This is a genomic window from Paractinoplanes rishiriensis, from assembly GCF_016862375.1.
GTDB lineage: Bacteria > Actinomycetota > Actinomycetes > Mycobacteriales > Micromonosporaceae > Actinoplanes > Actinoplanes rishiriensis.
Map to the genome: position 1 here is coordinate 108194 of NZ_BOMV01000080.1, position 22541 is coordinate 130734.

Genomic DNA, 22541 nt, shown 5'->3' on the forward strand with positions numbered 1-22541 from the left:
CATGCTGCTGGTGGTCGTGACCCAGCCGCTCGCCGCCCGCCCGGCCGCCGCCGCGGTCCCGTTGCCGGTGGCCGGCGTGCTCACCGCCGGCGGGCAGACCGCGCTGGTCGTCGACCTGAGCGCGAGCACCCGGCCGGGCCGGCGCGGTGTCACGGTGACCGCGGGCGGCGTCCGGCAGCGGGCGGAACTTATCCCGGTGATGTCCGACGGCCTCGCCGTGCCGCTGGTGGTGGACACCTCGTCGGTCGGCGCCGTCACCCTCCCGGCCTGGCTGAGCGCCGCCGCCCGGTTCGTCCTCGAGGCGCCGTCCGGCTGCCAGACCGTGGTGATCACCGACCACGAGCCGGCCACCACGATCACCCCGCCGCTGCGCGGGCCCACCGAGGTCATCCGGGCGCTCACCGCGGTGCGCGCCAGCGGCCCGCGGGACACCGCGGCGGCGCTCTCCCTGGCTGCCCGGCAGTTCCCGCAGGCCGGCACCGGTCGCCGGGTGGTCGTCCTCTACACCACCGCGCCGGACGCCGGCGGCCCGTCGGCCGCGACGCTCGCCGCCCGGTTCCGGTCCGGCGGCACGATCCTCGTGGTGGTCGGCACCGACGGCGCCGAGTACTGGTCGGCGGCGGCCGCACCGACCGGCGGCTTCTTCGCCCCGGCCGGCCGCCCGGTCGTGGTGCCCGCCCTCGACCAGGTGGAGTCCACGTTGAGTGGCCGGTACCTGGTGCGCTTCGCCACGCCGGCGACGCTGCCGGCCACCGTCGCCGTCCGGGTCGACACCGGCGATCTGACGCTCAGCGGCGACGTCGTCGTCCCGCTGCCCCCGCCGCCGGACGCCGGCGAGTCCACCGCCTCGCCCACGCTGCCCTGGTCGATGGCGATCACCGTCACGGTGGCCGCGATCGTGGCGCTGACGCTGCTGCTCGTGCTGCGGTCGCGCCGGCCCCGGGTGCCGCTCGGGCCGCCCGGCCTGACCTCGGTGTTCCGGGGTCGTGCCGCGGTGCCCGCCCCGCGCATCCTGGGCCGCGCCGCCATTCCGCTGGACGTGCGGCAGCGGGCCCTGATCCCGCCACCGACCGGCGAGGAGGACGCACAGGCCTGAACTATTCGGGGTCGGGCTTGGTCTGCTGGCGCATCCGGGCCAGCGCGGCGTCCCACTCGTCGGGCTCCGCGTCGGCTGAGGCCCGCGGCAGGAAGTACTCGCTGTGTGCGATCACCGCCGCGATCAGCGCGATCACCGCGGCCAGCGTGACCAGCACCTGGAGGCCCTGAAGGATGTCCTCGGCCCACGAGTACCAGCCGGGATAGAACAGCTCGCGCACCGCCGGGATCCGTTCCGGGATGGCCGACCCGCGCATCTGGGCGAAATAGCTGCCCGGGGTGTGCGCCTCGGCCGCGTCCGAGCCCACGCCGATCAGCCCGACCAGGAAGGTGAGGCCACCCGCCGCGAGTGCCCACGTGCGGGCCCAGAGCCGGCCGCGCAAGATCCAAAAACCGAGGATGCCGTACGCCATGCCGGCCGCACCCAGGACCACCAGCTGAACCGCCCCGTCCCGCCCGCGCAACAGGGCGGGCGGGATCAGGCCGTACTCCTCTTGCAGTTGCCCCAGCAGGGCCAGCAGCCGGCTCGCCTCGCCGGTGCCCCACCACCGCAGTTCCAGCAATCCGTGGAGCGCGAGCAGCAGCCCGACCGGCACCATCGCCAAGGTCAGCCAGGCTGCCACCCGGACCGCTCGCGGAGCATCGATCCCCGTCATGCGGGCATGCTATGCCCAGCTCTGCGGCGCTGGCGTGCGATTAATCGCGTTGAGCCGGTTGAAGAAATTCGTGGTGGCGATCCACAGCGACAAAGCCGCCAATTCCGGCTCGGTGTAGTGCTTGGTGGCCTCCTCCCACACCTCGTCGGACACCGCGTCGCCGCGGTCGGCGAGCCGGGTCGCCGCCTCGGCCAGGGCCAGCGCGGCCCGCTCCGCGCCGGTGAAGTACGGGGTCTCCCGCCAGGCCGCCACCGCGAACAGCCGGTCGTCGGTCTCGCCGTTCTTGCGGGCGTTGCGGGCCCCCGAGTCGACGCAGACGCTGCACCCGTTGATCTGGCTGGCCCGCAGGTGCACCAGTTCGAGCGTGGCCGGCGCCACCCCGGCCGAGTGCGCGGCCTTGTAGAGCAGGTTGACCGCCTTCATCAGGTCCGGCGTCACCGAGTCCTGCATCCGTGCCTGCATGATCTGCTCCCTGTTGTCCGGCGCCGTCACATCGGCGCTTCCGGGTCCGTCAGTGCTACGACGGATGCGGTGGGCCGAATGTGACGGAGGAACGCCAATGGATCGGAACGCCCTGCTGGCCGAGCGGTTCGAGGAGAACCGGCCCCGGCTGCGCGCGGTCGCGTACCGGATGCTCGGCTCGCCGGCCGAGGCGGAGGACGCCGTGCAGGAGGCGTGGCTGCGGCTCAGCCGGGCCGGCGACGGCGGGGTGGACAACCTGGCCGCCTGGCTCACCACGGTGGTCGGCCGGGTCTGCCTCGACATGTTGCGGTCGCGCACCGCCCGCCGCGAGGACACGTACGGCGAGCACGCCCCGGAACCGCCGGCCGGCGGGCCCGATCCCGAGCAGGAGGCGCTGCTGGCCGACGCGGTGGGCCTCGCCCTGCTGGTGGTGCTCGAGACGCTGACGCCCACCGAGCGGCTCGCGTTCGTGCTGCACGACCTGTTCGGGGTCCCGTTCGACGAGATCGCGCCGATCGTCGGCCGGTCGCCGGACGCGGCCCGTCAGCTGGCCAGCCGGGCCCGGCGCCGGGTGCGCGCCGACCCGGCCGCCGCCGATCCGGAGACGCCGGCCGGCCGCGAGGTGGTCGAGGCGTTCCTGGCGGCGTCCCGGGGCGGCGAGATGAACCGGCTGCTCACCCTCCTGGACCCCGACGTCGAGGTGCGCATCGACCAGGCCGCCGGTGCGCGCGGCGCCGACGCGGTGGCGCGCTTCTTCGCCGGCCGGGCCCAGGCCGCGCGGCCCGCCCTGGTCGACGGCGTGCTCGGGTTCGCCGCGATCACCGGCGGCGAGCTCCGGGTCGCCGTCCGGGCCACGCTGGTGGACGGCCGGATCACCGCCCTGCACGCGGTCACCGACCCGCGGCTGCTGGCCGAGATGGTGGTGACCCTAGTCGAGTGACAGCACGATCCGGCCGTTCGCGGCGCCCGCCGCCTGCCGCGCCCAGGCGTCCGGCACCTCGTCGAACGGCACGATCTCGTGCGTCACGGTGAGCCGGCCGGCGGCCGCGTGCCGGGCCACCACGCCGAGTGACTCGGCCCGCTGGGACACCGACAGCGAGTTGTTGGTGTAGCCGAGGATCCGCAGCGAGCCGCTGCGCAGCGTGGCCGAGTCGATCGGCGCGGTGGGCGCCGCCGAGCTGCCCAGGTTGACCAGCCGGCCACCGGGCCGCAGCACCCGCAGGGCGGCCGCGGCCGGCACACCGAAGACCGGGTCGAGCACCAGGTCGACCGGGCCGCCGGCCGCCGCGTGCAGGCGTTCGGCCAGCTCCGGCACGTCGTCGTCGGGCAGCAGCGGCACCGCCGCCGAGGCGCCCAGGGCGAGCGCCCGGTTCAACGCCGCCGAGGTGCGGGACACCGCCACCACCTGCGCCGCACCGGCCAGCACGGCCAGCTGGACCGCGGCCTGGCCGACCACGCCGCCGGCGCCGAGCACCACCACCCGCTCCCCCGCGGCCAGCCCGCCGGTGCGGGTCAGCGCCGCGTGCGCGGCCACCGCGGACAGGCCGAGGGCCGCGATCAGCTGCAGCGGTACGTCCTCGGGCAGCGGCACCACGTCGACGCCGGGCACCATCACGGCCTCGGCCATGCTGCCGTCGCCCGGGCGCATCCCCGCCGAGGTGGCGAACCAGACCGGCGTACCGTCCTCGCGATGCCCGACCCCCTGCACCCCCGGCACGTACGGCGTCACCGGCGTGCCGAAATAGCTGGTGCCGGAGGCACACAGCAGGTCGAGCGGGGTGATCGGCGCGGCCACCACCGCGATGGGTTCCTCACCGGCACCCGGGCCCGGCACCGGTCGCTCCTCGATCCAGGGCGGCCGGCCGCAGACCCGCAGCACCGCGGCTCGGATCATGTCGCGATGTCCGGGTAGGGCAGGTCGAAGTGGGCCAGGCGGGCGCCGTACGCCTTCTGGTATTCCAGTGGCTCGGTGTTGTCCCGCTCGAACATCGCGATGAACAGGGTGAGCGTGAGGAACGGGTGCGCACCCAGCTCGAACAGCCGGATGTGGTCGTGCGCGACGAGCGCCTCGCGTTCGGCGTCCTCGAAGCGCAGCCAGGTGCTGGCCTCGCCGGTGTGGCAGTTCAGCACGGCGTTGGCCCGCTCCGCCTCCCACCACTCGACCAGCGCGCGCGGCTCCTCCCGGTAACGCTCGACGAGGTCGGGATCCCGGTCCACCGTGTACAGGAACTTGTTCAGCAGGTACTTGCTCATGCTGTGCCCCCTTTGGCATGCGCTCCTGGCCCTACGCCTGCTTCGCTTGCTCCGGTGCAGTCGCTCATGCCGGAGCTCCGTTCGGGTACCAGGTGAAGTACGCCTCCATCGTGTGGAACAGATCGAGCGTGTCCACGTGGTCGGCCTTCGCACCGGCCCCGGCCACGCCCATCATCAGCATGAAGTCCATGAAGCCGTGGGTGGCGTTGCCCGGCGAGTGCAGGCTGTCCAGGGTCACCTCGCGCAGGCAGTTGTCCAGGTCGCCGGTGGCGATCCACTCCACCGCCCGGCGATCGAACTCCGGGTCCGGCCCGTGCGGCCCGAACTGGCGTGGCCCGCCCAGCTCCAGCGACAGGTGCCCGGTACCGATGATCGCCACCCGGAGATCGGACGGCCACTCCTCGACGATCTTCCGGATGGCCGCGCCGAGCGCGACGAACCGGGACGGCTGTGGCAGCGGCGGCGCGAAGATGTTGGTGTAGATCGGCACGATCGGCAGGTCGGCCTCCGGCCGCAGCGTGATGATCGGGCAGGTCACGCTGTGGTCGATCCGCAGCTCGTTGCTGAACGCCAGGTCGAACCCGGAGTCCAGGCCGGCCCGCAGAATGTGCGCGGAGAGATCCTCCTGGCCCTTGAGCAGCATCCTCGGCAGGCCGAACTCGCGCTCCTCGTTGTACCAGTTGGCGTCGTAGAACGGCGCCTTGCCGACCAGGAACTGCGGCATGTTGTCCAGCCACAGCTGATGGAAGTGGTCGGAGCCGACCATCACGAGCACGTCCGGGTTGGCCCTGGTCAGGGTCTCGCGGAAGGCCAGGATCTTGCGGGTCCACTCGTCCGCGAACGGCGGCCGGTCCGCGCCGGTGGCCGTGCTGGCCTTGAGGTAGAACGGATGATGGGTGGAGGCGATGACCGCGACGATGCTGGCCATGGGCGATCTCCTCAGGGTTTCGTTTGTCAGGGTTCGTAGACTGCGTTCCGGTCGACGGTCAGGTAGATCTGGTTCGCGATCGGCCGGCGGCGCTCCTCCGCCAGCTGGCCGAGCAGCCCGGCGGCCCGGGCCAGCAGGGCGAAGCCGCGCAGCAGGTCGGTCGGCAGGCCCAGGTCGGCCAGCGCGGCGCCGCACACGCCGGCCCCGTTGAGCGGCAGCTTCTTGCCGAGCACCTGCGGATGCACCCGGCCGATCGCCTCGAACAGCCGCAGGTGCGGCCCGCGCAGGCCCTCCTCGTCGGCGATCCGGAACAGCACCGGGGTGCGCGGGTCCTGCTCCTTGTGCACCGGGTGGCCCAGGCCGGGCACGAAGCGGCGCTCGTCGCGGGCCCGCTGCACGGCGGCCAGCGCGATCACGTCGTAGTCCTGCTCGGTGCCGGCCGCCACCAGGGTGTCGGCCAGGAAGCGGCCGCTGTCCTCGGTCACGCCGAGGAACCGGGAGCCGCCGCCGAGCAGGCCGGCGGCGATGGCGCCCTGCACCGACTCGGGGGCGGAGAGGTAGGTGAGGCGGGCCGCGATCGCGGTCGGGGTGAAGCCGTGGTCGGCCAGCGCGACCAGCACGGCCTCGAACAACCGCACCTCACCGGCACTCGGTCGCCGGCTGGCGACCAGCCAGAACGCCAGCTCACCGAAGCCGACCTTGCCCATCAGGTCGGCGGCCAGGTCCTGCCCGAGCAGCGAGATGGTGCTCGCATCGGAGGTGCCCAGGCCGGTCGGGAACTTCATCGGTTTTCCTCTGGGGTTTTCCGCCGCGGGTAAGTTCAGCTCCTCAGCCATGCGCGGATCTCCTCGCCGTGTTCGTCGAGCCCGGGCGGCGGCAGCTCGTACCGGGCCGGGGTGTCGGAGAAGGTGATCGGGTTGCGGACGCCCGGGATGCCGCCGGTGGTGACCACCGGGTCGAGGCCGAGCTCCTCGGCGAGCGCCACCCCGCCGTCGATCGTGTTGATCGGTGCGCACGGCACGCCGGCCGCCAGCAGGTCGCGGAACCACTCGTCCTTGCCCCGCTTGCTGAGCCGCTCGACCAGGATCGGCCGCAGCTCGGCCCGGTTGGCGGTACGGTCCTGATTGCGGAGGAACCGCGGATCGTCCGGCAGTTCGGGCAGGCCGAGCACCTGGCACAGCTTGCGGAACTGCCCGTCGTTGCCGGCGATCACGATCAGTTCGCCGTCCGCGGTGGGCAGCGGCTCGTACGGGAAGAGGCTCGGGTGCGCGTTGCCCATCCGGTACGGCACCGTGCCGCCGGCCACGTAGCCGCTGGAGTGGTTGACCAGGCCGGACAGCGCCGAGCTGAGCAGGTTGACCTCGACGTGCTGACCGCGGCCGGTCTCCTGTCGCCGGTGCAGTGCGGCCAGGATGCCGATGTTGGCGTGCATGCCGGCCATCACGTCGAAGACCGAGATGCCGGCCCGGTACGGCGAGCCGTCCGGGTCGCCGGTGAGGCTCATCAACCCGGAGATCGCCTGCACCATCAGGTCGTACCCGGGAAAGTTCGCGCCCGCGCCGGTGCCGAAGCCGCTGATGCTCGCGTACACGATCTGCTCGTTGCCGGCCGCCACCGCGTCGTAGTCGAGGCCGAACCGGGCCAGGCCGCCGGGCCGGAAATTCTCGATCATGACGTCCGCGCGCCGGGCCAGTTCCCGCGCCGCGGCCACGTCGTCCGGGTCCTTGAGATCCAGCGCGATGGACCGTTTGTTGCGGTTGATGCCGAGGTAGTACGTGGAGACGCCGTCCCGCACCGGTGGCATCCAGGTGCGGGTGTCGTCCCCGCCCGGGCTCTCCACCTTGATCACCTGCGCGCCCAGATCGGCCAGCAGCATCGTCGCGTACGGTCCCGCCAGAATCCGGGAGAAATCGGCGACGAGCAACCCCGCCAGGGGACCCGCCGGTTGCTGCACCATCTGTTACCGCCCGTCCTGCGGACATCTGTCCGCCGGATTAGCGTCCGCTTCCACAGCGCCAATGTCAACGACCGCGCCATACTGCCGGAACACACTATTGACCCTGATAGTGACCGGGAGCACACTGGCGCCACTCGCCCTGCCCGCCTAGCGGACAGTGGTCCGGAAAACTCGAAAGGATGGGCGATGACCGACCGGCCTGTGGTATTCCGTAACGGCCTCGTACTCACCATGGACGACTCGCACTCCGTGCTCGACGGGGCCGACGTACTGGTCGTCGGCGACCGGATCGCCGAGGTCGGCCACAACCTGACCGCGCCGGACGGCGCACTCGAGATCGACGCCGCCGGCGGCATCGTCATGCCCGGCATGATCGACACGCACCGGCACATGTGGCAGACCGCGATGCGCGGGTACGGCGCCGACTGGACGCTGACCCAGTATTTCGTCTGGTACTACCTCGAGTCCGGCAAACTGTTCCGGCCCGAGGACATCCACGCCGGCAACCTGCTCGGCGCGCTCGAGGCGATCGACGCCGGCGTCACCACCACCGTCGACTGGTCGCACGGCCTGCAGACCGTCGACCACGCGGACGCCGCGGTCGACGCGCTCGAGGCGGTGCCCGGCCGGTTCGTCCTCGCGTACGGCAACATCCAGCAGGGTCCGTGGGAGTGGTCGGCCTCGCCCGAGTTCCGCGACTTCCACCGCCGCCGGATCGACGGCGGCAAGCTGGCCGGCTTCCAGATGGCGTTCGACATCCCGGGCGACCCGGCGTTCCCGGAGAAGGCGGCCTTCGAGGTGGCCCGCGAACTCGGCGTCGCCGTCACCACCCACGCCGGGGTCTGGGGTGCCACCAACGACAACGGCATCCGGCTCATGCACGAGCACGGCTTCATGCAGCCCGGCACGGTGTACGTGCACGCCGCCACGCTCTCCGACGACTCGTACCACCGCATCGCCGCCACCGGCGGCTCGGTGTCGGTCTCCACCGAGAGCGAGCAGAGCGCCGGCCAGGGTTACCCGCCCACCTGGCAGCTGCGCAAGCACGGCATCCCGGTCTCGCTGTCGATGGACACCAGCGTGTGGTGGAGCGGCGACCTGTTCTCGGCGATGCGCACCACGCTGAGCGCCGACCGGGTCCGCGAGCACCTCGAGGCGCACGGCAAGCAGGAGACGGTCACCCACCACCACCTGCGCGCCGAGAACGTGGTCGAGTGGGCCACCCGGGGCGGCGCCAAGGCCCTCGGGATGGACTCGGACCTGGGCGCGCTCACCCCGGGACGCAAGGCCGACGTCGTGCTGATCAAGAACGACGCGTCGCCGGCGATGTCGCCGATCCTGCACCCGTACGGCCACGTGGCCTACCAGGCGCAGCGCGGCGACGTGCACACCGTGCTGGTCGGCGGCCGGGTGGTCAAGCAGGACGGCAAGCTGGTCGATACCGACCTCGCGTCGGCCCGGGCCAAGGTCGGCGCCACGGTCGCGTACCTGCGCGAAACCATGGGCGAGGAAGCCTGGCGGCGTGGCATGAACCCGGAGATCCCGGAATCCCGGATCCTGCACAACCCCTACCAGTACACCAAGTAGTGGGCATGACGGCCGCAATGAAAGCATGAGGCCATGACCGACAGCGGAAGGGGCGCGGGGCCCGACTTCATCGAGGCCCTGGCCAGGGGTCTCGATGTCCTGCGCTCCTTCCGGCCGGGCACCCCGGCCATGACGCTCAGTGAGATCGCCGGACAGACCGGTCTGGCCCGGCCCACCGTCCGGCGCATCCTCATCACGCTGGAGCAGCTCGGCTACGTGCGCACGGCGGTCCGCGGCTACGCGCTCACCCCGCGGGTGCTCGAGCTCGGCATGACGTACGTGAACGCCCTGAACATGTGGGAGGTCGCCCGCCCGCACATGGAAAGGCTGGTCGGCCAGACCAACGAGTCGACCTCGATGGCGCAGCTCGACGGCAGCGACATCGTCTACGTGGCCCGGGTGGCGGTTCCCAAGATCGTGACGCTGTCCGTCTCGATCGGCACCCGGTTCCCGGCGCCGGCCACCTCGATGGGCAAGGTGCTGCTGGCCGCCCTGCCCTCGGCGGCGCTGCCGGCGGTGCTCGACGAGCCGACCCGGTCCGGCATCAACCCGCGCTGGAAACCGTCGGTGGCCGAGCTGGAGAGCGCGCTGCGCGAGGTCCGGGCCAAGGGGTGGGCCCTGGCCGATCAGGACCTCGCGCCGGGCGTCCGGTCGATCGCCACCGGGGTCCGCGACGGCGACGGTCAGGTGGTGGCCGCGATCAACGTGACCGTGCACGCGGCCGAGACGTCGGTTGACACGCTGCTCGAGGACCACCTGCCCAAGCTGCTGCGGACGGCGGCCGACATCAGCCACGACTGGGCACTGACCGCCACGGTCCCGGCCGTGACGGTCTAGCGCCGCGTCAAGATCAGCCGGTGACCGAGAACGAGTTGGTCACGAAGTCCTTGCCGCCCGAGGACGAGGTGATCTCGTACCCGAACTGCACGTTGCCGATCGTGACGTCGCCGAACCAGCCGCGCGAACGGATCCACTGCGCCACCGCGGTCACGTCGATCGTGCCCGAGCTGGCGTTGCTGGTCCGCAGGAACGAGTAGACCTGGTTGGCGCCGTTCGAGCCGCGGTAGATGCGCCAGGTGTGGCCGCCCACGCTCGCGGTGGTCTGCAGCGTGCCCAGCGGGCCGATCGGGCCGTAGTAGTTCATCCACAGCATGATCTCGTGGGCATTGTCGGACGACCAGATGTCGTACGACGTCGTGAAGGCGACCCCGCTGGTCGGGACGGTGACGTTGAAGCTGCTCCGCACGGTGCCGAGCGCGCTGACCTTACGGCCGATGTACCGGGTCGCGTTCGGGTAGGACTTGATGCCACCGGTGTTCGGGTGGTTGGCCCAGACTCCCCAGTTGCTGGTCGAGTTCACCCACAGCGTCTGCGGTCCGTAGCCGTTGCCCCAGATGTTGTTGTAGAGCGTGTAGCCGTTGCTGGACCAGGTGCCCCAGCGGTCGCTCGAATACCAGGCGGCGGCGCTGGCGGTGTTCGCGGTGACCAGGCCGGTGACGGCGAGCGTGGCTGCCACGACGAATGCCCCGACGGCGAGGCGGATCTTGCGCACGGTACCTCCATGAATGTCCCGGCGGGGGAGTGCACCGGCTGTGGAACTTCAGGACTAGCCGCGCGGCTGGGTCGAGATTAAGCGGGTAAACGGTTTCCAGCAAGTGATAGGTATCAATTTCTGCCCGTTACGACGTGCAGCCGGTTCCCGCCCGTGCCACGCTGACCTCATGAAACAAGTGGTCGATCTCTTCACCCCGGAGCCGTTGCGCTGGGGCCTGCGCGGCGACCCGTGGGTGTGGCAGGCCATGCGCGATCACCTCACCGGCATCAGCCTGCCGCCCAGCCTGGCCGAGATGGAAAAGATCCTGTACGCGGCGTTCAACCGGCTGGTCGGCGTCGACCTGGCCACCGCGCTGGAGCCGTCGGTCTGGCGCGAGCGGTTCGCCCACGGTGACGGCCCGTCCCAGGGCAGCGTCCACCTGGACACCTGGCGCGCCGAGCTGATCCCGCTGCTGATGGACCGCGCCCGCGCCAAGCTGTGAAAGGTTTCAGCAGGCTTCGCCCGGGGGGAGGTCCAGCAGGCCCACCTTGTCCGGGGCCGCGGCACCGACGATCTGCCGGGCGATCCGCTGCAACTGCTCCACCTGCTCGGCACTGAGCACGTCGAAGACCAGCCGGCGCGCCTCGCGCACGTGCTCAGGCGCCGCCGCGGCCAGCACCGCCATGCCCTCCTCGGTGAGCACCGCCTCGGTGCACCGGAACTCCCCGGTCTGCACCCGCCGGGTCACCCAGCCCTGCCGTTCCAGCCGGCTGACCGCGTGCGACAGCCGGGACAGCGAGCCACCCGCCACCATCGCGAGGCTGGTCATCTGCACGGCGCGGTTGTCCGGCCGGGACAGCGCCACCAGGATCGAATACTCGAAGAAGTTGAGCCCGGAATCCCGCTTGAGCTGCGCGTCGATGGCCGGCGGCAGGGTCATGAGCATGGCGGTCAGCGCCATCCACGACGCCATCTCCGCACCGGACAGCCACGGTACCCCGGCGTCGGCCGTGTCATTGCTCACCCGGCAACAATATCCGGAGCAGGCGACTTGAATGTTCAACTCGCAGCTGTCAGCATCGAGTTGAACATTCAAGTCGAAAGGATCCCGCCGTGACCGTTCTGCGTATCGACGCCAGCATCCAGGGACCGCGGTCGGCCAGCACCGAACTGGCCGATCTCGCCGAGGCCGAGTGGCTCGCCACCCGGCCGGGCACCGCGTTCGTCCGCCGGCACCTGGGTGCCGAGCCGCTGCCCGCGGACGCCTGGCACCACGCGATCCACGCCGGCTTCACCCCCGAGGAACGGCGCACCGACCGCCACCGCGAGGCCCTGACGCTGGCCGGCACACTGGCCGACGAGTTGCGCGCAGCGGACGCCGCGATTCTCGCGCTGCCGCTCTACAACTGGGGCGTCTCGCAGCACGTCAAGACCTGGATCGACCTGGTCATCGCCGGTGGGGTGCACGGCGAACGGCTGCTCGACGGCAAGCCCGCCATCGTGCTCACCACCCGCGGCGGCGGCTACTCCCCCGGCACGCCGCGCGAGGGCTGGGACCACAACACCGCGTACCTGCGCCGGATCGTGGCCGACGTGTGGGGCGCCGACCTCACCCTGATCGAGCGCGAGCTGACCCTGGCCGGTGTGAACCCGGCCATGGACCCGTTCCTGGAGGCCGCCGAACTGCTCAAGAAGACCGCGCACGAGGCCGCGACGCAGGCCGGCCGCGCGCTGGCGGCCCGCTAGGGGCTCAGTGCCCGTTGAAGGCGTCCCGCATCCGGCTGAAGAAGCCGCCCTGCTTGCTGAGCTCGGCGACGTCCTCACCGCGGGTCTTGGCGAACTCGCGCAGCATCCGCTCCTGCTCGGCGGTCAGCTTGGTCGGCGTCTTGACGTCGAGGTGCACGAAGAGGTCACCCCGGCCCTGGCCGCGCAGGTGGGGCACGCCCTTGCCGCGGATGCGCAGCGTGCTGGCCGGCTGGGTGCCGGGCTTGACCTCGATCGCCTCCTCGCTGTCCAGCGTCTTGATGGTCAGCCGGGTGCCCAGGGCGGCCGCCGTCATCGGCAGCGTGACCCGGCAGTGCAGGTCGTCGCCCTTGCGGGAGTAGACGTCGTGCGGCCGCTCGTGGATCTCCACGTAGAGGTCGCCGGCCGTGCCGCCGCCGGGGCCGACCTCGCCCTGCTGGGCCAGCCGGATGCGCATGCCGTCCTCGACGCCGGCCGGGATCTTGACGGTCAGCGAGCGCCGGGTGCGCACCCGGCCGTCGCCGGCGCAGGTGGGGCAGGCGTGCGGGATGACCGTGCCGTGGCCCTGGCAGGTCGAGCACGGGCGGGACGAGACGACCTGGCCCAGGAACGTGCGCTGCACGCTCTGCACCTCGCCGCGGCCACCGCAGGTCTCACAGGTGGCCAGGTGGGTGCCGGGCGCGGTGCCGGCTCCGGAGCACTGGGTGCACAGCACCGCGGTGTCGACCGTGATCGGCGCCTCGACGCCGAAAGCCGTCTCGACCAGGTCGAGTTCGAGGCGCAGGATCGCGTCGGCACCCGGCCGGGTCCGCGGCCGCGGACCCCGGGTGGCGCCGCCCGCGGCCGTGCCGAAGAACGCGTCCATGATGTCCTGGAACCCGACGAACGGGCCGCCCGGGCCGCCGGGACCACCGGGGCCGCCACCGCCGCCGGGCGCCAGCGGGTCACCGCCGAGGTCGACGATCTGCCGCTTCTGGTCATCGGACAGGACCTCGTACGCGGCATTGATGTCTTTGAACTTCTCGTGCGCTTCCGGGTCGGGGTTGACGTCCGGGTGGTACTGCCGTGCCAGTTTGCGGTAGGCGCGCTTGATCTCGTCGTCGGTCGCCTCCCGGCTAACGCCGAGAATGCCGTAGTAATCCTTGGCCACGGGGTTTGGAGTCCTCAATGTCAGCGCGATTCCGTCAGTTCTGTGCCAGCAGGTCGCCAACGTAGCGTGCCACCGCGCGCACAGTAGCGATGGTGCCGGGGTAGTCCATCCGGGTGGGCCCCAGCACGCCGAGCCCACCAACGATCGTCGCACCCGGTCCGTAACCGGTGCTGACCACCGAGGCCGACCGCAGGTTGTCGATCTCGTTCTCGTCACCGATCCGGACCCTGGTCTTGCTCGGTTCCACTTCGCCGATGAGCTTGAGCAGGATGACCTCCTCCTCGAGCGCCTCCAGCACCGGGCGGAGCGTGCCCTGGAAGTCCAGCACACCGCCCCGGGTCAGGTTCGCCGTTCCGGCCAAGGCCAGCCGTTCCTCGCTGCGCTCGACCAGGGTCTCCAGCAGCACGCTGGCCAGGCAGGCCATGGTGCCGCGGCGGTCCGGCGAGCACTCGTCGACCAGACCCTGGACCAGCGGCGGGGTGTCCGCCATCCGCTGACCGGCGAGTTTCTCGTTGACCTTGCGACGCAGGTCGGTGACGTCGTCGGCGGCGACCGGGGTGGGCAACTCGACGAGGCGCTGCTCGACCCGGCCGGTGTCGGCGATCATCACCAGCATGACCCGGGTCGTGGAGATCGGCACCAGTTCGAGGTGGCGCACGCTGGACCGGGCCAGCGACGGATATTGCACCACCGCGACCTGCCGGGTCAGCTGGGCCAGCAGCCGCACGGTGCGGTGCACGACGTCGTCGAGGTCGACCGCGCCGATCAGGAACCGCTCGATGGCCCGGCGCTCGGCCGGGGTCAGCGGCTTGACCTTGGACAGCCGGTCGACGAACAGGCGGTACCCGGCGTCGGTCGGCACCCGGCCGGCGCTGGTGTGCGGCTGGCGGATGTAGCCCTCCTCCTCCAGCACGGCCATGTCGTTGCGCACGGTGGCCGGCGAGACGCCCAGCTGATGGCGTTCGACCAGCGCCTTGCTGCCGACCGGCTCCTGGGTCTCCACGTAGTCCTCGACGATCGCCCGCAGCACCTCGAGCTTGCGGTCATCCAGACTCATATGACCCCTCCCTCCGGGCGTTCCTGGCACTCCGACCGACAGAGTGCCAGTCTACGTCCCCGCGCGCGGCAGCGCGATGATCGAGCCTGCTGTCTATTCCCCGACCTGATTCGCATGTCGCTCTCGACCCTGATGACCTGCGGCCCTACGGTGTCTGCCATGACTGAACCGCCTCGCCCGCCCGGTGAAGGTAATCCGCACGACCCCACCGCGCCATTCAACCCTTATGCGGCTAACGACCCGACTTCCGGATCGGCACCGCCGCCACCGCCCCCGGGCGGGTACGCTCCCCCGCCGCCTGGGGGCTACCCGCCGCCGCCCGGAGGTGCACCCCAGTATGGGTACGGCCCGCAACCCGGCCCGCAGCAGGACGACAAGACCTGGATCCTGCTCGCCCACTTCGGCGGCGCCGGCGGCGCCTTCCTCGGTGGCGGCTGCGGCGGCTGGATCGTCCCGCTGATCGCGATGCTCGCCCGCGGCCAGCAGTCCCCGATCGTGCGCGCCGAGGCCGTCAAGGCGCTGAACTTCCAGATCCTCTGGACGATCGTGGCGCTGATCGGCTACGTGACGATGTGCATCGGCATCGGCCTGTTCATCACGCTCGCCGCCTGGCTCGTCGCGGTGATCTTCGGCGTGATCGCCGGCATCAAGGCGAACAACAACGAGCCGTACAACTACCCCATGAGTGTGCAGTTCATCAAGTAGTTCCGTCGGCGCCGGGGCGGGGGCCCGGCGCCCTTACACGACGTCGCGGATCACCGCATCGGCGAGCAGCCGGCCCCGCAAGGTCAAGATCAAATTCCCGTCCTCGTACGCGCTGCGCTCCAGCAGACCGTCGGCGAGTGCCTGCTTGGCCCCGACCGCGTCGACCCGGGCCAACGGGATGCCCTCGCGCAGGCGGACCCGCAACATGATGTCCTCCATCCGGCGGTCCTCGTCGCTGAGCACCTCCCGCGCGTGCCCCGGCGAGACACCGTCGGCCAGCCTTTTCGCGTACGCCGACGGGTGTTTGACATTCCACCAGCGCACCCCGCCGACGTGGCTGTGCGCGCCCGGCCCCAGCCCCCACCAGTCCGCCCCGGTCCAGTAGAGCAGGTTGTGCCGGCACCGCGCCGCCGCGCTGGTGGCCCAGTTGGAGACCTCGTACCAGCCAAAATCCGCCGCCGTCAGGGCGGCCTCGGCGGCCAGGTAGCGGTCCGCCGCGACGTCGTCCGAGGGGTACGGCATCTCGCCGCGGCGCATCCGCCCGGCCATCCGGGTGCCGTCCTCGACGATCAGGGCGTACGCGCTGACGTGATCCACCCCCGCACCGACCACCGCGGCCAGCGAAGCTGCGAAGTCGTCCGCGGTCTCCCCCGGCGTGCCGTAGATCAGATCGAGGTTGACGTGCTCGAACCCCGCCTCCCGCGCCTCGAGAGCGGCGGCCGGCGCCCGGCCCGCGGTGTGCTGCCGGTCGAGGATGCGCAGCACGGCCGGGCTGGCCGACTGCATGCCGAGGCTGATCCGGTTGAAGCCGTGCGACCGCAGCCGGCGCAGGTAGCCGGCGTCGACCGACTCCGGGTTGGCCTCGGTGGTGACCTCGGCGTCCGGGCTGAGCCCCCACGCGTCGTCGACCGCCGCCAGGATCCGCCCGAGGTCGTCCGCGCTGAGCAGGGTCGGCGTTCCCCCGCCCACGAACACGGTGTCCACTCTTTTCGGATTTATTAGACTTTTTCCGAGCTGGAGCTCGGCCAGCACAGTGTCCACGTAAGTGTCCCGGCTGACGCCGCCGCCCAACTCGCTGGCCGTGTACGTGTTGAAGTCGCAGTAGCCACACCGGCTGGCGCAGAACGGCACGTGCACATACACCGCAAAGCCCCGCGAGCCGGCCGTCTCGGCAACTCCCGGGGGCAACGACCCGTCCGCGGGAACCGGATCACCGTCGGGAAGCACACCAGCCATCCGTCAAGTGTGCACCCCGCCCCGTTTAGGGTTCCGGCATGGATCTGGTCCGTTCCGCCACCGACGCCGGGGTGACCACGCTGACCCTCGACAGCCCCGCCAACCGCAATGCCCTGTCCACTCCCCTGATGCGCCAGTTCCTCGACCTGCTGGGCACCGCGCTCACCGACCCGGCCGTCCGCTGCGTGGTGCTGTCGCACACCGGCACGGTCTTCTGCTCCGGCGCCGACCTCAAGGAAACCGCCGAGGCGAGGGAGACCGGCCGGGTCCCCGCCGAGATGATCGCCGACGTGCTGGCCGCCCTCTGGGAGTTCCCGAAGCCGGTGGTGGCCCGGATAGCCGGCCCCGCCCGGGCGGGCGGCCTGGGCCTGATCGCCGCCGCCGACATAGCCGTCTGCGCGCACGAGGCCACCTTCGCCTTCTCCGAGGTCCGCCTGGGCGTGATCCCGGCTGTCATCAGCGCCACGGTCCTCCCCCGCCTGACCGCCCGCGCGGCAGCCGAGCTCTACCTGACCGGCGAGGTTTTCGACGGCCACCGGGCAGCCGAGATCGGCCTGGTCACCAGGGCAGTCCCGGCCGGAGCCCTGGACGAGGCGGTGGCCACCTATTGCGCGGCTCTGGTCCGCGGCGGCCCGCTGGCCTTGGCCGGCACCAAGCAACTGCTGCGCCGCACCCCGGCCCCGTCGATCCGAGCCGACCTGTCCGACCTGTCCGAACGCTCAGCCGGCTACTTCCGCTCCGCCGAGGGCCGGGAGGGCGTGACCGCCTTCCGCGAAAAGCGCCCCCCGTCCTGGCTCCCCATCCCCGCCGAACCCACCCCATGAAGCCCTCTCCCACCGCCAAATGCCGCCCGCAGCACTCGGCGCCCGCCCCACCACGCCGCACCCGCCTCACCACGCCGCACCACCCCGCACCCGCCCCACCACGCCGCCGCACCGGGCGGCCACTCTTCCGATTAATCCCTTATCGCCCGGTAAATCGCGACAAGGTGCGGCGCGGCGCAACCTCCCGTGTCCCATCGACCTCAGGCGGTGACGCGCGCCGCACCGCACAGCCGGTGGTGACGCGGGGGCCGTGCGGTCGTTGATTACGCTTGTTACCTGACCCCCTCGGGGGCCCGTCTAGGAGGTGTGGGTGCGCAGGACGCCGCTGGTGGTGGTTGCGGTGCTGGCACTGGTCGGCTCGCTGGGCTTCGTCGCCCTGGTGCGCAGCTTCTCGGGCGACATCAAGCTGCCCAGACTCGGCCCCGAGTGCACCGTCCGCGCCGACGGCGAGGTCACCCTCGACTCCGTCCAGATGGCCAACGCCGCGACGATCAGCGCGGTTGGCCTGCGCCGCGGCATGCCCGAGCGAGCCGTGGTGGTCGCCCTCGCCACCGCCCTCCAGGAATCCAAGCTGGAAAATCTCGACAGCGGCGATCGTGACTCCGTCGGCCTCTTCCAACAGCGGCCCAGCCAGGGTTGGGGCACCCCCGAAAAAATTCAGGATCCCCGGTACGCCGCGGACAAGTTCTACGCCTCCCTGAGAAAGGTCAAGGGCTGGCAGAAAATGCGGGTCACCGACGCCGCGCAAAAGGTGCAGCGCTCGGCCTACCCGAACGCGTACGAGAAATGGGCCGACGAATCCGCCGTGCTCGCCATGGCCCTGACCGGCCGGGCCACCGGCGCGGTCGAGTGCACGGTCACCGGCGCGCCGGTGCTGCGCGGTGCCGCCGCCGCGGCCGCCCTGGTCGAGGGTCTCAAGCTCGACTGGGGCAAGGGCCTGACCCACGCGCCCACCGCCGAGCAGACCGGCAGCGTCACGGTCACGGTCGCCGACCGCAGCACCGGCTGGCGGTACGCGCACTGGCTCGTCTCGCACGCCTCGGACACCGGCCTCGAACGGGTACGTTTCGCGGATCTCGAGTGGCACGCCCCGGATGGAAAGTGGCAGCGGGTAACCGCCGCGGCCGGCACCGACGAAAGCCGCGTCATCGCTCACGTGTACAGCTGACCGTGAGTTATGTGCTGTCGATAGCTCTCCGTGACGCCCGTCGATTCGGCGCATGAATAGCACAGCGTATAAGCCGACGTGGACAGACAGCTACCGCCCTGGTACTAAGTAGAACGTGTCGAGGGCGATCGAATGGATCCTGCTGGGTGCCGGAAGTTGTCTGGCGATCGTCATCGGGCTCGGATGGCATCGGCCCAACCGGTTCGGACCCTGGTTGCTGCTGGCCGGCGCGATCGCCTGCCTCGCGATCGGTGACGTCTTCTACGCGCTGCCCCTGACGTCCGTGGCCGAGGGGTGCTACCTGGCCATGTTCGTGCTGGTCGCGGCCGCGCTCCTCCAGTTCACCCGGGACGGTTCGCTGCTGGTCGACCGCGCCCGGCTGATCGACCTGCTCGCGTTCGGCTGCTCCTCGCTTTTGGTGGTCTGGGTTTTCGTGATCGGTTCGAGCGGGCAGATCGGGGCAATCTCGGCCGCCGACGTGATCGGCGACCTGCTCCTGATCGGCGTCGCGGCCCGCCTGGTCCACGCGGCCGGACGCAACGTCGCGGCCGCCCTGTTGCTGGCCGGCTCGATCGGCATGCTGGCCGGCGACATCGCCTACCCGCTGGCGCCAGGCCCGCTCACCGAAGGCGGGTACGTGGTGCTCTACGTGACCTGGGGCCTCGCCGCGCTGCACCCGTCGATGGCCCGGCTCACTCAGCCGATGCGCCCCCGGCCGACCCCGTGGGGTGGCCGCCGGGCCGTCATGCTGTGCCTCGCCGTGGCCACGCCGCCGGCGGTCCTGCTGATCGAGGCCCTGACCGGCGAGATCCGCGACGGCGTGGTCATCGCGGTGGCCGGTGCCCTGACCCTGCTGCTCACGATCACCCGCCTGGCCGACTCGATCCGGCAGAACAGCCAGGCCGCGGCCCGCGAGCGCGCCCTGCGCACCGCCAGCGGCGCCCTGGTGTCGGCAGCCGACCTGCCCGCGGTCGACGAGGCGGTACGCGCCGCCGTGGCCGCCCTGATGCCACCGGCCGCCGTGCACCGCGTCGCGTTCACCCCCGACTCGTCCGACGACCACGACCCGGCCCCGGCCCAGCGCTCCTCCCCGGACGCCGACGCCCGCAGCTGGTGGGTGGCGGACACCGCAGACCAGGGCACCCGCGACGAGGGCACCCTGGTCTGCCCACTGTGGCTGGAACCGATGTCGGTGGCCCGCCCGCACGGCGGCGCCCTGATCCTGACCGGCCGCCGCGACGTCCTGATGGCCACCCGCGACGCCCTCGAGGTCCTGGCCGGCCAGGCCGCGCTGGCCCTGGACCGGATCAACCTGGTCGAGGCGGTCGGCCGCCGCGACAGCGACCAGTACCTCCGCACTGTGATCAGCAACACAGCCGACCTCATGGTCGTCATCGACGAGGATCAGCGCATCCGCTACGCCAGCCCCGCCCTGCACGACCTCCTGGGCGGCCACAATCTCTCCCCGCTGGCCACCCTCACCGACCTGGTCCACCCCGACGACCAGGGCCAACTGCGCCGCGCCTTCCTGGGCAACGGCGACGGCACCCTGTTCTGCTCCCTGCGCCGCGCCGACGACAGCCAGATCCTGGTCGAGGCCACCTACCGTGACTTGCGCGACGATCGCCTGGTCCAGGGTTACGTAGTGACCATGCGAAACGTCACCGAGGCTCGCGACCCGGGCGAAAGGCAGCCCCACGTCGAAAACGTGGACGCCCTACCGGCCTGGATCAACCGCCGCAGCGCCCAGCACAAGTTCCGCTACTGACTTTGTTCCGCCCCAGACATCTTTGCTCCGCCCCAGACACGACGAAGCGCCAACCCGGGGAGGGGTTGGCGCTTCGCTGCGGGGATTCAGTTACCGGGTGATGCGGCGACGCCCGCCGATGCCGGCCACCAGGGCGACACCAACGGCCGCGAGGACGATCTGGAACAGCAGCTCCGTCCAGTCCAGGCCGGCGGTGTCCGCCACACCGACGGCCCGCGCGATCACGGTGCCCAGCAGGGCGGCAACGATACCGACCACGATGGTCAGCCAGATCGGGATGTTCTGCTTGCCCGGTACGACCAGGCGGCCCAGAGCGCCGATGATCAGGCCGACGACGATGGCGGTGATGATGCCGGTGACAGTCATGAGGTTTCCTCCTCGGGGGTGGAGCATCTGTTGCGTCCGTCGAGCCCCAATTTCCCGACCTTCGGAGAAACCAAACCGCCCTATTTCTTTGTTGCCCCCTTGGTGTCTGGTGTGTCGGATGTCGAGAGGGCGGCGATGAAGGCCTCCTGCGGCACCTCCACGCGCCCGACCATCTTCATCCGCTTCTTGCCCTCTTTCTGCTTCTCGAGCAGCTTGCGCTTCCGCGAGATGTCACCGCCGTAGCACTTCGCGAGCACGTCCTTGCGGATCGCCCGGATGGTCTCGCGGGCGATGATCCGGCTGCCGATGGCCGCCTGGATCGGCACCTCGAACTGCTGCCGCGGGATGAGTTTCTGCAGCTTGGAGGCGATGGTTACGCCATAGTTGTACGCCTTGTCCTTGTGCACGATGGCGCTGAACGCGTCGACCGGCTCACCGTGCAGCAGGATGTCCACCTTGACCAGGTCCGCCACCTGCTCACCGGACGGCTCGTAGTCGAGTGACGCGTACCCCTTGGTCTTGCTCTTCAGCTGGTCGAAGAAGTCAAAGATGATCTCCGCCAGGGGCAGCGTGTACCGCAGTTCCACTCGTTCGGCGGACAGGTACTCCATGCCGAGCAGGCTGCCGCGCCGGCTCTGGCACAGCTCCATGACCGAGCCCACGTACTCGTTCGGCACCAGAACTGTGGCGCGTACCACAGGCTCGTGAATCTCGGCGATCTTGCCGGTTGGGAACTCGCTCGGGTTGGTGACGACCTTTTCGACCGCATCCTCGGTGTAGACCCGGTAGACCACGTTCGGCGCCGTCGAGATGAGGTCCAGGTTGAATTCGCGCTCCAGCCGCTCCCCGATGATCTCCAGGTGCAGCAGGCCGAGGTAGCCGACCCGGAAGCCGAAGCCGAGCGCCGCCGACGTCTCCGGCTCGTAGACCAGCGCGGCGTCGTTGAGCTTGAGCTTGTCGAGCGCGTCACGCAGCGCCGGGTAGTCGGAGCCGTCGATCGGGTAGAGGCCCGAGTAGACCATCGGCTTCGGGTCTTTGTAGCCACTGAGCGGCTCGGCAGCCGGCCGGTTGTTGCCGGTCACGGTGTCACCGACCCGGGACTGCCGCACGTCCTTCACGCCGGTGATCAGGTAGCCGACCTCGCCCACGCCGAGCGCGCCGGCCTTCTCCATCTCGGGCGAGACAACCCCGATTTCGAGAAGCTCATGCACGGCCCCGGTCGACATCATCTTGATCCGGTCCCGCGCCCCGATCCGCCCGTCAATGACCCGGACGTACGTGACCACGCCGCGGTACACGTCGTACACCGAGTCGAAGATCATCGCCCGGGCCGGCGCCGCCGCGTCACCCACCGGCGGCTGGAACTGCCGGACGATCTCGTCGAGCAGGTGCTCCACACCGTCCCCGGTCTTGCCCGACACCCGCAGCACGTCCTCGGGCTCGCACCCGATCAGCTTGGCGAGCTCAGCGGCGTACTTCTCCGGCTGCGCCGCCGGCAGGTCGATCTTGTTGAGCACCGGGATGATGTGCAGGTCGTTCTCCATCGCCAGGTACAGGTTGGCGAGCGTCTGAGCCTCGATCCCCTGCGCCGCGTCGACCAGCAGAATCGCACCCTCACAGGCGGCCAGGCTTCGGGAGACCTCGTACGTGAAGTCGACGTGCCCCGGCGTATCGATCATGTTGAGGACCGCGGTCTGCCCCGCCTGCTCCCCCGCACGAACCACCCACGGCATCCGGACGGCCTGCGACTTGATCGTGATGCCGCGTTCCCGCTCGATGTCCATCCGGTCCAGGTACTGAGCCCGCATCTGCCGCGGGTCGACCACCCCGGTGATCTGCAACATCCGATCGGCCAGCGTCGACTTGCCGTGGTCGATGTGCGCAATGATGCAGAAGTTGCGGATGCGACTCGGATCGGTAGCTCCGATCACGTTGTCGGCATGGTCGAGCGGTCCAGGCACGGTCTTCCGTTCTTCCCAAGCTGAAGGACACCGACGAACAGCCGGCGCGCGTCCTATCGTCCCACGCCCGCGCGCAAGCCCCGATCACACC

General features: G+C 70.8%; 24 protein-coding genes. 10 read left to right on the forward strand and 14 right to left on the reverse strand.

Annotated elements, in window-relative coordinates; translation table 11 throughout:
- The first annotated feature begins 1 nt into the window (after position 1).
- Positions 2-1096 (forward strand): vWA domain-containing protein, encoded by a 1095-nt coding sequence (locus tag Ari01nite_RS38135; protein WP_203787701.1) that lies wholly within the window; start codon positions 2-4, stop codon positions 1094-1096.
- A 1-nt stretch (position 1097) separates the two neighbouring features.
- Here the strand turns inward: Ari01nite_RS38135 and Ari01nite_RS38140 are convergent, their stop codons facing one another.
- Together Ari01nite_RS38140 and Ari01nite_RS38145 are read right to left on the reverse strand one after the other, a co-directional pair.
- Complete coding sequence (locus tag Ari01nite_RS38140) at positions 1098-1751, reverse strand: hypothetical protein (protein WP_203787704.1); 654 nt, start codon at positions 1749-1751, stop codon at positions 1098-1100.
- Positions 1752-1760: 9 nt separating this feature from the next.
- The gene (locus Ari01nite_RS38145) at positions 1761-2213 is read right to left on the reverse strand and encodes a carboxymuconolactone decarboxylase family protein (protein WP_203787707.1); all 453 of its coding nucleotides are present in this window, start codon (positions 2211-2213) and stop codon (positions 1761-1763) included.
- A gap of 97 nt (positions 2214-2310) precedes the next feature.
- Between Ari01nite_RS38145 and Ari01nite_RS38150 the strand changes: the two genes are divergently transcribed.
- Positions 2311-3153: a sigma-70 family RNA polymerase sigma factor gene (locus tag Ari01nite_RS38150; protein ID WP_203787710.1), complete on the forward strand. Its 843-nt coding sequence runs from the start codon at positions 2311-2313 to the stop codon at positions 3151-3153.
- On the opposite strand, the gene Ari01nite_RS38155 is transcribed toward Ari01nite_RS38150, so the two are convergent.
- From Ari01nite_RS38155 to Ari01nite_RS38175, 5 genes are all read right to left on the reverse strand, one after another.
- A complete protein-coding gene (locus Ari01nite_RS38155; RefSeq protein WP_203787713.1) occupies positions 3142-4107 on the reverse strand; it encodes a quinone oxidoreductase family protein in 966 nt (321 codons plus the stop codon). The two genes, Ari01nite_RS38150 and Ari01nite_RS38155, sit on opposite strands and share 12 nt — an antisense overlap.
- Positions 4104-4466: a hypothetical protein gene (locus Ari01nite_RS38160; protein ID WP_203787715.1), complete on the reverse strand. Its 363-nt coding sequence runs from the start codon at positions 4464-4466 to the stop codon at positions 4104-4106. Before Ari01nite_RS38160 ends, Ari01nite_RS38155 begins: the two co-directional genes overlap by 4 nt.
- Before the next feature lie 64 nt (positions 4467-4530).
- On the reverse strand, positions 4531-5394 hold the full coding sequence (locus Ari01nite_RS38165; protein WP_203787718.1) for a DODA-type extradiol aromatic ring-opening family dioxygenase: 864 nt from the start codon (positions 5392-5394) through the stop codon (positions 4531-4533).
- Positions 5395-5420: 26 nt separating this feature from the next.
- Positions 5421-6179: a citryl-CoA lyase gene (locus tag Ari01nite_RS38170; RefSeq protein ID WP_203787721.1), complete on the reverse strand. Its 759-nt coding sequence runs from the start codon at positions 6177-6179 to the stop codon at positions 5421-5423.
- Between the two features lie 35 nt (positions 6180-6214).
- Positions 6215-7351 (reverse strand): CaiB/BaiF CoA transferase family protein, encoded by a 1137-nt coding sequence (locus Ari01nite_RS38175; RefSeq protein ID WP_203787724.1) that lies wholly within the window; start codon positions 7349-7351, stop codon positions 6215-6217.
- 186 nt (positions 7352-7537) lie between these two features.
- Between Ari01nite_RS38175 and Ari01nite_RS38180 the strand changes: the two genes are divergently transcribed.
- The gene (locus Ari01nite_RS38180) at positions 7538-8938 is read left to right on the forward strand and encodes an amidohydrolase family protein (protein ID WP_203787727.1); all 1401 of its coding nucleotides are present in this window, start codon (positions 7538-7540) and stop codon (positions 8936-8938) included.
- A gap of 33 nt (positions 8939-8971) precedes the next feature.
- Complete coding sequence (locus tag Ari01nite_RS38185) at positions 8972-9775, forward strand: IclR family transcriptional regulator domain-containing protein (RefSeq protein WP_203787730.1); 804 nt, start codon at positions 8972-8974, stop codon at positions 9773-9775.
- A 13-nt stretch (positions 9776-9788) separates the two neighbouring features.
- Here the strand turns inward: Ari01nite_RS38185 and Ari01nite_RS38190 are convergent, their stop codons facing one another.
- On the reverse strand, positions 9789-10490 hold the full coding sequence (locus Ari01nite_RS38190; RefSeq protein ID WP_239163366.1) for a GH12 family glycosyl hydrolase domain-containing protein: 702 nt from the start codon (positions 10488-10490) through the stop codon (positions 9789-9791).
- Between the two features lie 169 nt (positions 10491-10659).
- Here Ari01nite_RS38190 and Ari01nite_RS38195 point away from each other — a divergent pair, with 169 nt between their 5' ends.
- Positions 10660-10974: a hypothetical protein gene (locus Ari01nite_RS38195; RefSeq protein ID WP_203787734.1), complete on the forward strand. Its 315-nt coding sequence runs from the start codon at positions 10660-10662 to the stop codon at positions 10972-10974.
- Positions 10975-10980: 6 nt separating this feature from the next.
- Here the strand turns inward: Ari01nite_RS38195 and Ari01nite_RS38200 are convergent, their stop codons facing one another.
- On the reverse strand, positions 10981-11496 hold the full coding sequence (locus Ari01nite_RS38200) for a MarR family winged helix-turn-helix transcriptional regulator (RefSeq protein ID WP_239163367.1): 516 nt from the start codon (positions 11494-11496) through the stop codon (positions 10981-10983).
- Between the two features lie 89 nt (positions 11497-11585).
- Between Ari01nite_RS38200 and Ari01nite_RS38205 the strand changes: the two genes are divergently transcribed.
- Positions 11586-12218, forward strand: coding sequence for an FMN-dependent NADH-azoreductase (locus Ari01nite_RS38205; RefSeq protein ID WP_203787737.1), 633 nt, complete (start codon positions 11586-11588; stop codon positions 12216-12218).
- Positions 12219-12222: 4 nt separating this feature from the next.
- Here Ari01nite_RS38205 and dnaJ read toward each other — a convergent pair whose 3' ends face one another.
- Complete coding sequence (dnaJ, locus tag Ari01nite_RS38210) at positions 12223-13365, reverse strand: molecular chaperone DnaJ (protein ID WP_203787741.1); 1143 nt, start codon at positions 13363-13365, stop codon at positions 12223-12225.
- Positions 13366-13399: 34 nt separating this feature from the next.
- Positions 13400-14422 (reverse strand): heat-inducible transcriptional repressor HrcA, encoded by a 1023-nt coding sequence (hrcA, locus tag Ari01nite_RS38215; protein WP_203787744.1) that lies wholly within the window; start codon positions 14420-14422, stop codon positions 13400-13402.
- Between the two features lie 159 nt (positions 14423-14581).
- Between hrcA and Ari01nite_RS38220 the strand changes: the two genes are divergently transcribed.
- Positions 14582-15127: a DUF4870 domain-containing protein gene (locus tag Ari01nite_RS38220; protein WP_203787747.1), complete on the forward strand. Its 546-nt coding sequence runs from the start codon at positions 14582-14584 to the stop codon at positions 15125-15127.
- 33 nt (positions 15128-15160) lie between these two features.
- On the opposite strand, the gene hemW is transcribed toward Ari01nite_RS38220, so the two are convergent.
- Positions 15161-16363, reverse strand: coding sequence for a radical SAM family heme chaperone HemW (gene hemW, locus Ari01nite_RS38225; RefSeq protein ID WP_203787750.1), 1203 nt, complete (start codon positions 16361-16363; stop codon positions 15161-15163).
- A 38-nt stretch (positions 16364-16401) separates the two neighbouring features.
- On the opposite strand from hemW, the gene Ari01nite_RS38230 reads away from it, so the two are divergent.
- The 3 genes from Ari01nite_RS38230 (at position 16402) to Ari01nite_RS38240 (ending at position 20123) form a co-directional block, all read left to right on the forward strand.
- Complete coding sequence (locus Ari01nite_RS38230; RefSeq protein ID WP_203787753.1) at positions 16402-17187, forward strand: enoyl-CoA hydratase-related protein; 786 nt, start codon at positions 16402-16404, stop codon at positions 17185-17187.
- Between the two features lie 304 nt (positions 17188-17491).
- Complete coding sequence (locus Ari01nite_RS38235) at positions 17492-18355, forward strand: hypothetical protein (protein ID WP_203787756.1); 864 nt, start codon at positions 17492-17494, stop codon at positions 18353-18355.
- A 115-nt stretch (positions 18356-18470) separates the two neighbouring features.
- Positions 18471-20123, forward strand: coding sequence for a PAS domain S-box protein (locus Ari01nite_RS38240; protein ID WP_203787759.1), 1653 nt, complete (start codon positions 18471-18473; stop codon positions 20121-20123).
- Positions 20124-20213: 90 nt separating this feature from the next.
- On the opposite strand, the gene Ari01nite_RS38245 is transcribed toward Ari01nite_RS38240, so the two are convergent.
- Positions 20214-20489 (reverse strand): GlsB/YeaQ/YmgE family stress response membrane protein, encoded by a 276-nt coding sequence (locus Ari01nite_RS38245; RefSeq protein WP_203787762.1) that lies wholly within the window; start codon positions 20487-20489, stop codon positions 20214-20216.
- 80 nt (positions 20490-20569) lie between these two features.
- Positions 20570-22450, reverse strand: coding sequence for a translation elongation factor 4 (lepA, locus tag Ari01nite_RS38250; protein WP_203787765.1), 1881 nt, complete (start codon positions 22448-22450; stop codon positions 20570-20572).
- Positions 22451-22541: the final 91 nt, after the last annotated feature.